We start from the raw sequence: 13,376 nt of genomic DNA on the forward strand, positions 1-13,376 counted from the left end.
CGATTTCGGTGTTGTGGAAATCCTCGGTGGGACCGCCGGCCCCGCCCATGTGACGGGGTGGCGGTCAGTCCTGGGCCGGTGAGCGCGGCGGGCTGACGGTCGTGCGGGGCGTTCTGCGCTGCGAGGAGGTGCGGATGATCAGCTCGGTCGGCACGACCTGTTCGACGGGGCGTCCGGTGTCCACTCCCTCGATCGCGTCGATCAGCAGTTGTACGACTGCGGTGCCGATGCGGCGGGGCTTCAGGGACAGCGTGGTGATGGGCGGTTCGGTGTTGGCGTAGACGGTGGATTCGCTGCAGCAGACGAGGAGCAGGTCCTCGGGGACCCGCAGCCCGTAGCGCCGGGCGGCGGCGAGGAGGTCGGTGCCGTTGGGGTCGAAGAGCCCGTACACGGCGTCCGGCCGGTCAGGGCGGGCGAGGAGCCGGTCGGCGGCGACGGCGCCCGCGCACGGGTCGTGGGCGGGATAGGACTCGTAGACGGGGTCCTGGCCGACGCGCTCGCACCAGTTCAGGTAGGCGGTCGTGGAGAGCCGGGTGTAGGTGTCGGTGGTGGTGCCGGTCAGCAGCCCGATGCGGCGGGCTCCGGCGGCGGCGAGATGGTCGAGGAGGCCCAGTACGGCGGCCTCGTGGTCGTTGTCCACCCAGGCGGTGACGGGAAGGGTGCCCGCCGGCCGGCCGTCGGAGACCACGGGCAGGCCCTGGCGGACCAGTTCGCTGACGACCGGGTCGTGGTCGGAGGGATCGATGACGACGGTGCCGTCGAGGGCCACGTTGGACCAGACGTCGTGTCGTGAGGTGGCGGGCAGGATGACGAGGGCGTAGCCGCGGGCGAGTGCCGCGGAGGTGGCGGCCCGCGCCATCTCGGCGAAGTACGCGAATTCGGTGAAGGTGAAAGGTTCATCCCCGTACGTGGTCACGGTCAGGCCGATGAGGCCCGACTTGCCGGTACGGAGGGTGCGGGCCGCGGCGGAGGGGCGGTACCCCAGCCGGTCGGCGACCTCGCGGACGTGGCGGCGGGTGGCGTCCGGCAGCCTCCCCTTGCCATTGAGCGCGTCGGAGACGGTTGTGATGGACACGCCCGCCGCGGCGGCCACGTCCCTGATGCCGGCCCGGCCCTGTCGGCCGCCGACCCGCCGGGTGGTCTCGGTCCGGCTCACCTGATGCTTCCCTGCTGCTGTCATGGCGAGCCGATAGTAGGGCTCGGAGGGGAGGGTGGTTCGGGTGCATATGCACGCGTTGACAGGCACGATTCTGCATGGTTCGCCACCCCCAATGACCTTGGAATTGAAGGTACTTGCCGCCTCATGCTGAGAGTGGGGCTTGTCGGCGGGTACGAGCATGCCAAAACGGAGCCGTCTCGGGTCGTTCTCAACTCACCTGCACGAGGGACGCGCGCCACGGCGCAGGCCACCGGCGCGCGCATATATGCGTGCGCTCCCCCTGTGTTCCTGGCGCCCGCCATTCTCGGATCGGCGGAATCCTCATAAGGTGAGCAGTATTGAGTCGACGGAGACGTCGACGGGACGGTCGAGGAGGACCTGCGGTGAGCGAGAAGAGCCCGAAGCTGCGCGCCGAGCTGGACGGCATCCCCACCTACAAGCCCGGCAAGCCCGCCGCCGCGGGCGGGGCCGTCGCGTTCAAGCTGTCCTCGAACGAGAACCCGTATCCGCCGCTGCCCGGGGTCCTGGAAACCGCGGTGGCGGCCGCGGGCCGGTTCAACCGCTACCCGGACATGGCGTGCACCGGGCTGGTGAACGAGCTGGCGGAGCGTTTCGGCGTGCCGGTCGAGCACATCGCCACGGGCACCGGCTCGGTGGGCGTGGCCCAGTCGCTGATCCAGTCGACGGCCGGCCCGGGCGACGAGGTCATCTACGCCTGGCGGTCCTTCGAGGCGTACCCGATCATCACCCAGATCTCCGGGGCGAAGTCGGTGCAGGTGCCGCTGACCGACGGGGACGTCCACGACCTGGACGCGATGGCCGCCGCGATCACCGACCGGACCCGCCTGATCTTCGTTTGCAACCCCAACAACCCCACCGGCACCGCTGTGCGCCGCGCCGAGCTGGAGCGGTTCCTGGACCGGGTGCCCTCGGACGTCCTGGTGGTGCTGGACGAGGCCTACCGCGAGTTCGTGCGCGACGCCGACATCCCGGACGGCATCGAGCTCTACCGCAACCGTCCGAACGTGGCCGTGCTGCGCACGTTCTCCAAGGCGTACGGGCTGGCCGGCCTGCGCGTCGGCTTCGCGGTGGCGCACGAGCCGGTGGCCGCGGCACTGCGCAAGACGGCGGTGCCCTTCGGCGTGAGCCAGCTCGCCCAGGACGCGGCGGTCGCCTCGCTGCGGGCCGAGGACGAGCTGATGGGCCGGGTCGGGGCGCTGGTGTGCGAGCGCAACCGGGTGCACGAGACGCTGCTCGCGCAGGGCTGGACGGTTCCGGACACCCAGGCCAACTTCGTGTGGATGCGGCTGGGGGAGCGGACCGCCGACTTCGCGGCGGCCTGCGAGAAGGCCGGTGTGGTGGTCCGGCCCTTCGCGGGCGAGGGCCTGCGGGTCACGATCGGTGAGACCGAGGCGAACGACCTCTTCCTGCACACGGCGGAGGCGTTCTTCAAGGAGCTGTAGTCAAGCAGCCGTGGTCAGGACCGCGGCCGCAGGGCCGCAGTCCGGGAACCGGGGTCGCCGGACGCGGGAAGCCGCGGTCGTCAGACCAGTTCCACGCGGATGGGGTCGCCGTCGCGGACGGTGGACAGGAGGCGGGGGTCGCCGTCGAACGAGCCGAGCACGTTGCAGGGGCTCGCCAGGCGGCTCTCGCCTCCGCGCGAGATGGGCGTGGGGCCGTAGGGCAGGGCGAGTGCGTCGCCCTCGGTCCAGAAGGCGACCGTGCCGGGCTCGACGACCTGCTGGGCGTCGTCTTCCAGGGCCACGGAGACCCCGGTGTCGAAGTAGACCTCCTCGCCCCAGGTGTTCGCGGAGGCGGAGATCGGGAGGGCCGCCGCCAGCGCCTTGCTGGTCGGGGTCTCGTCGAGGGTCGCGGTGAGCAGGCCCGCAGGCCAGGAGATTCGAATCTGCATGGGCCACATTCAACAATCTGTTGAATTCCTTGGCTAGTGGCCGAGGCTAGTGGCCGAGGTCGGCGGTCGAGGTCGGCGGTCAATAAAGGGGACCCCGGCTGATTCGAGTCGCAGGCGGTAGGACATAATGCTTGTGAATGTGAACGCGTTCACAAGCGTGTCCTGCTTCCTCCCGATATGGGGAGGAACCCGCCAGGCAGACTGCCCGCTGTGACCACGGCGACGACAAGGAGAAGACGACGTGGACCTAGCTTTGGCGCCTGAGACATTGGCGCGCTGGCAGTTCGGCATCACCACCGTCTACCACTTCCTCTTCGTGCCGCTCACGATCTCGCTCGCCGCGCTGACCGCCGGCCTGCAGACCGCGTGGGTCCGGACGGAGAAGGAGAAGTACCTCAGGGCCACGAAGTTCTGGGGCAAGCTTTTCTTGATCAATATCGCGATGGGTGTCGTCACCGGCATCGTCCAGGAGTTCCAGTTCGGCATGAACTGGTCCGACTACTCGCGATTCGTGGGCGACATCTTCGGCGCCCCGCTGGCGTTCGAGGCCTTGATCGCCTTCTTCTTCGAGTCGACCTTCATCGGCCTGTGGATCTTCGGCTGGGACAAGCTGCCGAAGAAGATCCACCTGGCCTGCATCTGGATGGTCTCCCTCGGCACCGTCCTGTCCGCCTACTTCATCCTGGCGGCCAACTCCTGGATGCAGCACCCGGTCGGCTACCGCATCAACGAGGAGCGGGGCCGGGCCGAGCTCACCGACTTCTGGGCGGTCCTCACCCAGGACACGGCCCTCACCCAGTTCTTCCACACCATCACGGCCGCGTTCCTCGTCGGCGGCGCGTTCATGGTCGGCATCGCCGCCTTCCACCTCGCGCGCAGGAAGCACGTCCCGGTGATGCGCAGCTCGCTGCGGCTCGGCCTGGTCGTCATGATCATCGCCGGTATGGGCACCGCGATCAGCGGCGACCTGCTCGGCAAGGTGATGTTCAAGCAGCAGCCGATGAAGATGGCCGCCGCTGAGGCCCTCTGGGACGGCGAGGCGCCGGCTCCCTTCTCCGTCTTCGCCTACGGAGACGTGGAGAAGGGCCACAACAAGGTGGCCATCGAGATCCCGGGCCTGCTGTCCTTCCTCGCCAACGACGACTTCAGCTCCTTCGTCCCGGGCATCAACGACGTCAACAAGGCCGAGCAGGAGAAGTTCGGCCCCGGCGACTACCGCCCGAACATCCCCGTCGCGTACTGGGGCTTCCGCTGGATGATCGGCTTCGGCATGGCCTCCCTCGGGATCGGCATGCTCGGGCTGTGGCTGACCCGCAAGCGGTTCCTGCTGCCGCCGGCGCTGCGCACCGCCGAGGACGAGGTCCCCCATCTCGTCCTCTTCAAGAAGGCGCTCAGCCCCCGGTTCGCCCGGCTGTACTGGATCGCCGCGCTCTGGACCATGCTCTTCCCGCTGATCGCCAACTCGTGGGGCTGGATCTTCACCGAGATGGGCCGTCAGCCCTGGGTGGTCTACGGAGTGCTGCGCACCAGGGACGCGGTCTCGCCGAACGTCTCGCAGGGCGAGGTGCTCACCTCGATGATCGGCTTCACGCTGCTCTACGCCGTGCTCGCGGTGATCGAGGTCAGGCTCCTCGTGAAGTACGTCAAGGCCGGCCCGCCCGAGCTCACCGAGGCCGACCTCAACCCGCCCACCAGGATCGGCGGGGACGACAAGAACCCCGACCGGCCGATGGCCTTCTCGTACTGAGGCTGAGGAGACCACACCATGGAACTTCACGACGTCTGGTTCGTACTGATCGCCGTCCTGTGGACCGGCTACTTCTTCCTGGAGGGCTTCGACTTCGGCATCGGTGTCCTGACCAAGCTCCTCGCCCGGGACCGCACGGAGAAGCGGGTCCTGATCAACACGATCGGGCCCGTCTGGGACGGCAACGAGGTCTGGCTGCTCACGGCGGGCGGCGCCACCTTCGCCGCCTTCCCGGAGTGGTACGCGACCCTTTTCTCCGGCTTCTACCTGCCGCTCCTGCTCATCCTGGGCTGTCTCATCGTCCGCGGCGTCGCCTTCGAGTACCGCCACAAGCGGTCCGAGGAGCGGTGGCAGACCAACTGGGAACACGCGATCTTCTGGACCTCGCTGATCCCGGCCTTCCTGTGGGGCGTGGCCTTCGCCAACATCGCGCGCGGCGTGAAGATCGACCAGGACATGGAGTACGTGGGCAACGTCCTCGACCTGCTCAACGTCTACTCGGTCCTCGGCGGCCTGGTCACCCTCACCCTGTTCACCTTCCACGGCGCCGTCTTCGCCGCGCTGAAGACCGTCGGGGACATCCGGGACCGCGCGCGTGCGCTGGCCACCCGGCTGGGGGTGGTGACGGCCGTCCTGGCCCTGGCCTTCCTGATCTGGACCCAGGCATCGCGCGGTGACGTGTGGAGCCTGGCGGCGATGGCCGTTGCCGTACTGGCACTGGTCGCGGCCCTCGGGTTCAACCTGGCGGGCCGGGAGGGCTGGGCGTTCGCCCTGTCCGGGATCACCATCGCGGCGGCCGTCGCGATGCTCTTCCTGACGCTGTTCCCGAACGTCATGCCGTCCTCGCTGGACGCGGCCTGGAGCCTCACGGTCACCAACGCCTCGTCCACCCCGTACACCCTGAAGATCATGACCTGGTGCGCCGCCGTGGCCACTCCCCTGGTCCTGCTCTACCAGGGCTGGACGTACTGGGTCTTCCGCAAGCGGATCGGTACGCAGCACATCGTCGACGCGCATTGAGCCGCGCGCGTCACTCCTGCCCGACCCTGCCGAGGGGATGTTTCACGTGAAACCGATCGACCCGCGCCTGCTGCGGTACGCCCGTTCCACCCGCCTCTTCCTGGGGGCGGTGGTAGCCCTCGGGCTCGCCGGAGCGGGGCTGGTCGTCGGTCAGGCGATGCTCATCGCCGAGATCGTGGTCGGAGCCTTCGAGCGGGGACTCGACGGAGCCGCGCTCCGGACGCCACTGCTGCTGCTCGCGGCGGTGGCCCTGGGGCGCGGTCTCGTCGCCTGGCTCACGGAGCTGGCCGCGCACCGGGCGAGCGCGGCGGTCAAGTCCGAGCTCCGGGGCCGGCTGCTGGACCGGGCCGCCGACCTGGGGCCCGGCTGGCTCAGTGGACAGCGCACCGGATCCCTGGTGTCCCTGGCCACCCGGGGCGTGGACGCCCTGGACGACTACTTCTCCCGCTACCTGCCCCAGCTGGGGCTCGCCGTGGTGGTCCCGGCGGCGGTCCTCGCCCGGATCGTCACCGAGGACTGGGTGTCGGCGGCCATCATCGTGGTCACCCTGCCGCTGATCCCGTTGTTCATGATCCTCATCGGCATGGCCACCCAGAGCCGGATGGACCGCCAGTGGCGGCTGCTCTCCCGGCTGTCGGGGCACTTCCTCGACGTGGTGGTGGGCCTCCCCACGCTGAAGGTGTTCGGGCGGGCCAAGGCGCAGGCCGAGTCCATCCGCAAGATCACCGACGACTACCGCCAGGCCACCATGCGCACCCTGCGCATCGCCTTCCTCTCCTCCTTCGCCCTGGAGCTGCTGGCCACGCTGTCGGTGGCGCTCGTCGCGGTCACCATCGGCATGCGGCTCGTACACGGGGAACTGGACCTGTACACCGGGCTGGTCATCCTGATCCTCGCGCCGGAGGCCTATCTGCCGCTGCGGCAGGTCGGGGCGCAGTACCACGCGGCCGCCGAGGGACTGGCCGCCGCGGAAGAGATCTTCGAGGTCCTGGAGACCCCGGCCCCCGTACCGGGCGGCGGCGCCGACGTGCCGGCCGCGGGACTGCGGATTGCGCTCGACGGGGTCGAGGTGCGGTACGAGGGGCGCGGCGCGAGCTCTCCCGGACCCGTCTCGCTCGTCGTCGGACCGGGCGAGTGCGTGGCCCTCACCGGGCCGAGCGGGGCGGGCAAGTCCACGCTGCTGAACGTGCTGCTGGGCTTCGTCACCCCGACGGCGGGGCGGGTCCGGGTCGGGGACACGGACCTGGCGGAGCTCTCACTCGAACAGTGGCGGGAGCACATCGCGTGGGTTCCTCAGCGGCCGCACCTGTTCGCCGGGACCATCGCCGAGAACGTCCGCCTGGCCCGGCCCGGGGCGGATGACGAAGCCGTGGAGGCGGCCCTGCGCGACGCCGGGGCGTGGGAGTTCGTCTCGGCCCTGCCGCGCGGGGCGCGGACCCTGCTCGGCGAGGGCGGGGCCGGGCTGTCCGCCGGGCAGCGCCAGCGCCTCGCCCTGGCCAGGGCGTTCCTCGCGGACCGGCCGGTGCTGCTGCTGGACGAGCCGACGGCGGCCCTGGACGGGGAGACCGAGGCGGCGGTCGTGGATGCCGTGCGCCGCCTTGCGGTCGGGCGGACCGTGCTGCTCGTGGTGCACCGGCCGGCGCTGCTGGCGGTGGCCGACCGGGTGGTGGCGGTGGGCGAGGGCGCCGGCCCGGTCCGGCCGGTCGCGGCTTCCGGAACCGTCGCGGGTACGGCCCCCGGGGCTGAGGGGGTTGCCGGGGGGACGGCCCCGCACGGGCCGTCGCCCGTCTCCGGCCCCGGGGAGTGGATCCTCGGGGGCGGACCGGAGCGGACCGGACGCGGCTCGGGCCGCGGGAACACCGCCGGTGCCGGCCCGGCGGGCGATCCGCTGCGGCGGGTGCGGGCCGTGGCCGCGGCCTGGCAGGGCCGGTTCCGGCTCGGGCTGCTGCTCGGGGCGCTGGCCGTCGGGAGCAGCGTCGGGCTGATGGCCGTCTCCGGATGGCTCATTTCCAGGGCCTCCGAGCAGCCGCCGGTGCTGTACCTGATGGTGGCCGTCACGGCGACGCGGGCCTTCGGGATCGGCCGGGCCGTCTTCCGCTACGCCGAGCGGCTCGTGTCGCACGACGCCGTCCTGCGGATGCTCGCCGACCTGAGGGTCGCGGTGTACCGCCGGCTGGAGCGGATCGCCCCCGCCGGACTGCGCGAGCAGCGGCGCGGGGACCTGCTCTCCCGGCTGGTGGCCGATGCCGACGCGCTCCAGGACTACTGGCTGCGCTGGCTCCTCCCGGTGGGCACCGCGGTGCTCGTCGGCACCGGGTCGGTGGCGTTCACCGCCTGGATGCTGCCCGGGGCGGGGGCCGTGCTCGCGGTGGGGCTGCTCGCGGCGGGGGTGGGGGTGCCGCTGCTCAGCGGGGCCTGTGCGCGGCGCGCCGAGCGGCGGCTGGCGCCCGCCCGGGGCGAACTCGCCACCCGGGTGGCCGATCTGCTGACGGGTACCGCCGAACTGACGGTGGCCGGTGCGCTGGCCGGCCGGAAGGAGCGGGTGCGGGAGAGCGACGGCGTGCTGACCCGGATCGCCTCGCGCGGGGCCGCGGCCACCGGGCTCGGCGGCGGGCTGTCCGCCCTGGTGTGCGGACTCACGGTGGTGTGCGCCGCGTTCGCGGGTGCGGGGGCCGTCGCGGACGGCCGGCTGTCCGGGGTGGCCATGGCGGTGGTGGTGCTGACCCCGCTCGCCGCCTTCGAGGCCGTCAGCGGGCTTCCGCTGGCCGTCCAGTACCGCCAGCGGGTGCGCCGCAGTGCCGAGCGGGTGTACGAGGTCATCGACGCCCCGGTGCCCGTCTCCGAGCCGGCCGAGCCCCGGCCGCTGCCGGCCTCGCCGTTCCCGCTGCGGCTGAAGGGGATCGCCGCCCGGCACGGCGGGCAGGAGCGGGACGCGCTGCACGGGCTGGACCTGACCCTGGAGGCCGGCCGGCGCATCGCTGTCGTGGGGCCGTCGGGTTCGGGCAAGACCACCCTGGCGCAGGTCCTGCTGCGCTTCCTGGACCCGCGCCAGGGCGCGTACACCCTGGGCGGGACGGACGTCCGCGCCCTCGACGGCGACGACGTACGCCGGATCGTGGGCCTGTGCGCCCAGGACGCGCACCTCTTCGACAGCTCGGTGCGCGAGAACCTGAGGCTGGCCCGGACCGGGGCGAGCGAGGAGCAGCTGCGCGAGGCGCTCGCCGCAGCCCGGCTGCTGGAGTGGGCCGACGGACTTCCGGACGGGCTGGACACCCTGGTCGGGGAGCACGGGGAGCGGATCTCCGGCGGGCAGCGCCAGCGGCTGGCCCTGGCGCGGGCGCTGCTGGCGGACTTCCCCGTCCTCGTCCTGGACGAGCCGGCCGAGCACCTGGACCTGGCGACCGCGGACGCCCTGACGGCGGATCTGCTGGCGGCCACCGAGGGCCGGACCACCGTACTGATCACGCACCGGCTCGCCGGGCTGGCGGCGGTGGACGAGGTGCTCGTACTGGACGGGGGAGCGGTCGTGCAGCGTGGTGCCTATGCCGAGCTGGCAGCGGTCGAGGGACCGCTGCGGAGCCTCTTGGAGCGGGAGCGGGAGGCCGATCGGGCCCTCGTCGGCAACAGGGGCTGACTTTCCCTCCTAAACGGTACTAACTAGGCTCAAGGGCATGTCAGTGCAGGAGTCGCAGGAATCGCCGGAGTCGCCGGAATCCCGTGGGGGCGCACCGGATCCACTGGAGGCCGCCACCCAGGCCACCCGGAGCCTGCACGGGCTGTCCACGGAGCTGACCGCGCGCGTCCCGCAACTGCTGGAGGCCATGCGCTCGGTCGGTACCGGCCTCGAACTGCACTCCACGCTCGACCGCATCTGCGAGACGGCCGCCGAGCTCGCGGACGCCCACTACGCGGCGATCGGGGTCGTGGACACGGACGGCCCGGGGCTGTCGGACTTCGTGACCTTCGGCGTCAGCGGTGAGGTGGCGAGGAGGATCGGGCACCGCCCGGACGGGAAGCGCGGTCTGCTCGGGGCGCTCATCTCCCACCCGGACACCGTCCGGCTCGCCGACCTGACGAAGGACCCGCGCTCGTCGGGCTTCCCCGCGCACCACCCGCCCATGAAGACCTTCCTGGGCGTCCCGATCCGGGTCCAGGGTGAGATCTTCGGGAACCTCTACCTCGCCGAGAAGAACGGCGGCGGCGAGTTCAACGACTACGACGTCCACATGGTCCGGGTGCTGGCCACCGAGGCGGGCATCGCCATCGGCAACGCCCGGCTGTACGAGGCCGCCACCCAGCGCGAGCGCTGGATTGACGGCTCGGTGGCCGTCACCACGGCCCTGCTGTCCGGCGGGGACGCGGACGACGCCCTGTCGGTGGTGGCCGAACAGGCCCGTCGCCTGGCCGACTCCGCCGCCGGCATCGTGATGCTGCCGGCGGAGGAGGGCGGCATGGAGATCGTCGCGGTCTCCGCGGACAACCCGGCCACCTCGCTCGGCGTGGTCATTCCCGCCGAGAGCCCGGTGGTGGACAAGCTGCTGCGGGGCGAGCCGGTGTTCGTGGACGACGCCGCAGCCGACCCCCGCATGATCAGCAGGCTGACCAGCCAGTACGGACCCTGCATGATGCTGCCGCTGCACAGCGGCGGGCGGGTGCTGGGCGCGCTGGTCACCCCGCGCGCCCGGGGCAAGCGGCCCTTCACGGAGGCGGAGCGGACCCTGGCCACGCAGTTCGCCTCCCAGGCAGCCCTCGCGCTGATGATGGCCGAGGCCCAGCGCGACCGGGAGCGGCTCGCGGTCTTCGAGGACCGCGACCGGATCGCCCGGGACCTGCACGACCTGGTCATCCAGCGGCTGTTCGCCACCGGGATGATGCTGGAGGGCGCGCAGCGCAGGTCCATCGTCCCCGAGGTCCGCGACGGCGTGGGCAAGGCCGTGGACGAGCTGGACGTGACCATCCAGGAGATCCGCACCGCGATCTTCGCGCTCCAGCAGGGCCCGGCGGAGGCTCCGTCGGGGCTGCGTACGCGTGTGCTGCGGGAGATCAACATGGCGGCCGTGCCGCTGGGCTTCAAGCCCTCGCACCGCTTCGCCGGCCCGATCGACACGGTCGTCGGCGAGCTGGTCGGCAAGAACCTGATCGCCGCCCTGCGCGAGGCCCTGTCGAACGCCTTCCGGCACGCGGACGCGTCCCGGATCGAAGTGCTGGTCGACTGCACTGTCAGCCTGCCCGACGGCCGGCCCGGGGTGCGGCTGGAGGTCGCCGACGACGGGGTGGGCATGCCGGAGGGCGGTCGGCGCAGCGGCTTGCGGAACCTGCGCCGCAGGGCGGAGTCGCTCGGCGGCTCCAGCTGGTACGGATCCGGCATCGGGGAGGACGGCGGCGGGACCACCCTGGTCTGGGAGGCCCCGCTGTGATCCGTCGCGGCCGGCCCGGTCGGCGGCCCGTCCGGCGGGAGGTACTAGCCGCGCGCGGCGCGTTCGGCCAGGATCTGTTCGATGACCACGGCGACCCCGTCCTCGTTGTTCGCGACCGTACGGCCGGACGCGGCCGCGATCACGTCCGGATGGGCGTTGCCCATCGCGTACGAGGTGCCGGCCCAGCGGAGCATCTCCACGTCGTTGGGCATGTCACCGAAGGCGACGACCTCCGCGGGGGAGATCCCGCGTTCGGCACAGCACAGCTCCAGGGTGCTGGCCTTGGACACGCCGAGCCCGCTGATCTCCAGCAGTGCGGTCGGGCTGGAGCGGGTGATGGAGGCGTAGGCGCCGGCTGCGGACCGGGCCAGGGCGAGGAACTCGTCCGGGGTCATTTCGGCGTGGTGCGCGAGCAGCTTCAGCACCGGCGCCGCATGGTCGTCGTGTTCCTCGTGGAGCAGCTTCTCGGCGGTGGCGACCGTGGCACCCGGGTCCTGGAAGAACGGCGGGTAGGCCGGCTCGTAGTTGATGCCGGTGGTCATCTCGACCGCGAAGGAGGTGCCGGGAGCGGCTGTGCGCAGGGTGTCCACGACGGTGAGGGCCGTGGCCCGGGGCAGTGACCTGACCTGCACGAACTCCCGGTCGGCGTGGAGGTCGACGACGGCGGCGCCGTTCGCGCAGATCGCCAGGCCGTGGCCGTGGACGTGATCGCTGACCACGTCCATCCAGCGCGCCGGGCGGCCGGTGACGAAGAAGACCTCGATCCCGGCCTCCTCGGCAGCGGCGAGCGCGGCGACCGTGCGGAGCGAGACGGACTTGTCGTCGCGCAGCAGGGTGCCGTCGAGGTCGGTGGCGATGAGCCGGGGTGCGGGGGTCGGCCCGTCCGGGCGCTGAGAAGCCGAGGTCACCGCTCCATCTTCGCCCATGGGCCCCTGCCGCCGGACCATGATCGTCCAGACAGTTTCCCGCCCCCGCCGCGAGGCGCCCCCGGGGGACCCTCCAACCAGGCGCATGTTTCACGTGAAACATGCGCCGAACCGGACGAGCCGGGCCGATGGACGAGGCGTGGTTGGTGTACGCGCCACGGACCGCCGTACGCTCGACGGCATGACTCTGCGCCTGAGCACTGTGATCCTGCCGGTACGCCCGTGGCACGAGGGAGGCCGCGACCAGTGGGAGCGGGCCGAGCGCCTCGGGTTCCACACCGCCTACACCTACGACCACCTGAGCTGGCGGGGCTTCCGCGACCGCACCTGGTACGGCGCGGTGCCCACGCTGACCGCCGCGGCCTCCGTCACCGAGCGGATCCGCCTGGGCACCCTGGTCACCTCGCCGAACTTCCGCCACCCGGTGACCCTGGCCAAGGAGCTGATGTCGCTGGACGACATCTCGTGCGGACGCATCACCCTCGGCATCGGCGCGGGCGGCAACGGCTTCGACGCGACCGCGCTGGGTCAGGAGGAGTGGAGCCCGCGCGAGCGGGCGGACCGCTTCGCGGAGTTCGTGCCGCTGCTCGACCGACTGCTCACCGAGCAGGCGCTCACCCACCACGGCACGTTCTACTCCGCCGACGAGGCGCGCAACATCCCCGGGTGCGTCCAGCGCCCGCGCCTGCCGTTCGCCGTCGCGGCGACCGGCCCGCGCGGTGTGAAGCTCGCCGCGAGCCACGGCCAGGCCTGGGTGACCGCGGGCGACCCCAAGCACTCCGAGGGCACGCCCGAGGAGTCGCTGGAGGCCCTGCGCATCCAGCACGGGCGCCTCGAAAAGGCCCTGGCGGAGATCGGCCGGGACTCCGACTCCATCGAGAAGGTGCTGCTGACCGGGTTCACCCCGGAGCGCGGCACCATGCTGGAGTCCGTGGACGCCTTCGTCGACTTCGCGGGCCGCCACCGCGAGCTGGGCTTCACCGAGCTGGTCATCCACGCGCCGATCCCGGACTCCGACTTCGCCGCCGACGAGGCCGTCTTCGAGCGGATCGCCACCGAGGCGCTCGCCCAGCTGGACGGCTGACCCCCCCCAACGGCCCCGGGGGGGGGGGGGGGGGGGGGGGGGGGGGGGGGGGGGGGGGGGGGGGGGGGGGGGGGGGGGGGGGGGGGGGGGGGGGGGGGGGGGGGGGGCGTA

Annotated in this window: 9 protein-coding genes; 6 read left to right on the top strand and 3 right to left on the bottom strand. The window is 71.9% G+C overall.

Annotation, left to right across the window (positions count from 1 at the left end; all coding sequences use genetic code 11):
• Positions 1 to 64 precede the first annotated feature (64 nt).
• Positions 65 to 1,180: a LacI family DNA-binding transcriptional regulator gene (locus ACZ7IF_RS24165; RefSeq protein WP_007265278.1), complete on the bottom strand. Its 1,116-nt coding sequence runs from the start codon at positions 1,178 to 1,180 to the stop codon at positions 65 to 67.
• Between the two features lie 362 nt (positions 1,181 to 1,542).
• Here ACZ7IF_RS24165 and hisC point away from each other — a divergent pair, with 362 nt between their 5' ends.
• The gene (hisC, locus tag ACZ7IF_RS24170; RefSeq protein ID WP_470974764.1) at positions 1,543 to 2,622 is read left to right on the top strand and encodes a histidinol-phosphate transaminase; all 1,080 of its coding nucleotides are present in this window, start codon (positions 1,543 to 1,545) and stop codon (positions 2,620 to 2,622) included.
• Between the two features lie 80 nt (positions 2,623 to 2,702).
• On the opposite strand, the gene ACZ7IF_RS24175 is transcribed toward hisC, so the two are convergent.
• Complete coding sequence (locus ACZ7IF_RS24175) at positions 2,703 to 3,071, bottom strand: cyclophilin-like fold protein (RefSeq protein WP_470974767.1); 369 nt, start codon at positions 3,069 to 3,071, stop codon at positions 2,703 to 2,705.
• A 241-nt stretch (positions 3,072 to 3,312) separates the two neighbouring features.
• Here ACZ7IF_RS24175 and ACZ7IF_RS24180 point away from each other — a divergent pair, with 241 nt between their 5' ends.
• Genes ACZ7IF_RS24180 through ACZ7IF_RS24195 form a run of 4 tightly spaced genes read left to right on the top strand, consistent with a single transcriptional unit; the run spans position 3,313 to position 11,255 of the window.
• Complete coding sequence (locus ACZ7IF_RS24180) at positions 3,313 to 4,818, top strand: cytochrome ubiquinol oxidase subunit I (RefSeq protein ID WP_470974770.1); 1,506 nt, start codon at positions 3,313 to 3,315, stop codon at positions 4,816 to 4,818.
• Positions 4,819 to 4,836: 18 nt separating this feature from the next.
• Positions 4,837 to 5,838, top strand: coding sequence for a cytochrome d ubiquinol oxidase subunit II (gene cydB / locus ACZ7IF_RS24185; protein ID WP_470974773.1), 1,002 nt, complete (start codon positions 4,837 to 4,839; stop codon positions 5,836 to 5,838).
• A gap of 46 nt (positions 5,839 to 5,884) precedes the next feature.
• Positions 5,885 to 9,472 (top strand): thiol reductant ABC exporter subunit CydD, encoded by a 3,588-nt coding sequence (gene cydD, locus ACZ7IF_RS24190; RefSeq protein WP_470974776.1) that lies wholly within the window; start codon positions 5,885 to 5,887, stop codon positions 9,470 to 9,472.
• 37 nt (positions 9,473 to 9,509) lie between these two features.
• Positions 9,510 to 11,255 (top strand): GAF domain-containing sensor histidine kinase, encoded by a 1,746-nt coding sequence (locus tag ACZ7IF_RS24195; protein ID WP_470974779.1) that lies wholly within the window; start codon positions 9,510 to 9,512, stop codon positions 11,253 to 11,255.
• A gap of 44 nt (positions 11,256 to 11,299) precedes the next feature.
• Here the strand turns inward: ACZ7IF_RS24195 and ACZ7IF_RS24200 are convergent, their stop codons facing one another.
• Positions 11,300 to 12,181: a Cof-type HAD-IIB family hydrolase gene (locus tag ACZ7IF_RS24200; protein WP_470974782.1), complete on the bottom strand. Its 882-nt coding sequence runs from the start codon at positions 12,179 to 12,181 to the stop codon at positions 11,300 to 11,302.
• A 181-nt stretch (positions 12,182 to 12,362) separates the two neighbouring features.
• On the opposite strand from ACZ7IF_RS24200, the gene ACZ7IF_RS24205 reads away from it, so the two are divergent.
• The gene (locus tag ACZ7IF_RS24205; RefSeq protein ID WP_470974785.1) at positions 12,363 to 13,265 is read left to right on the top strand and encodes an LLM class flavin-dependent oxidoreductase; all 903 of its coding nucleotides are present in this window, start codon (positions 12,363 to 12,365) and stop codon (positions 13,263 to 13,265) included.
• The last annotated feature ends 111 nt before the right edge of the window (positions 13,266 to 13,376 follow it).

Source organism: Streptomyces sp. NPDC037421 (assembly GCF_055602105.1).

Coding starts and splice junctions, on each gene's coding strand:
- ACZ7IF_RS24165 (WP_007265278.1), bottom strand. CDS start 1,180: ATGACAGCAGCAGGGAAGCATCAGGTGAGCCGGACCGAGACCACCCGG.
- ACZ7IF_RS24195 (WP_470974779.1), top strand. CDS start 9,510: ATGTCAGTGCAGGAGTCGCAGGAATCGCCGGAGTCGCCGGAATCCCGT.
- ACZ7IF_RS24200 (WP_470974782.1), bottom strand. CDS start 12,181: ATGGGCGAAGATGGAGCGGTGACCTCGGCTTCTCAGCGCCCGGACGGG.
- ACZ7IF_RS24205 (WP_470974785.1), top strand. CDS start 12,363: ATGACTCTGCGCCTGAGCACTGTGATCCTGCCGGTACGCCCGTGGCAC.
- cydB (WP_470974773.1), top strand. CDS start 4,837: ATGGAACTTCACGACGTCTGGTTCGTACTGATCGCCGTCCTGTGGACC.
- ACZ7IF_RS24175 (WP_470974767.1), bottom strand. CDS start 3,071: ATGCAGATTCGAATCTCCTGGCCTGCGGGCCTGCTCACCGCGACCCTC.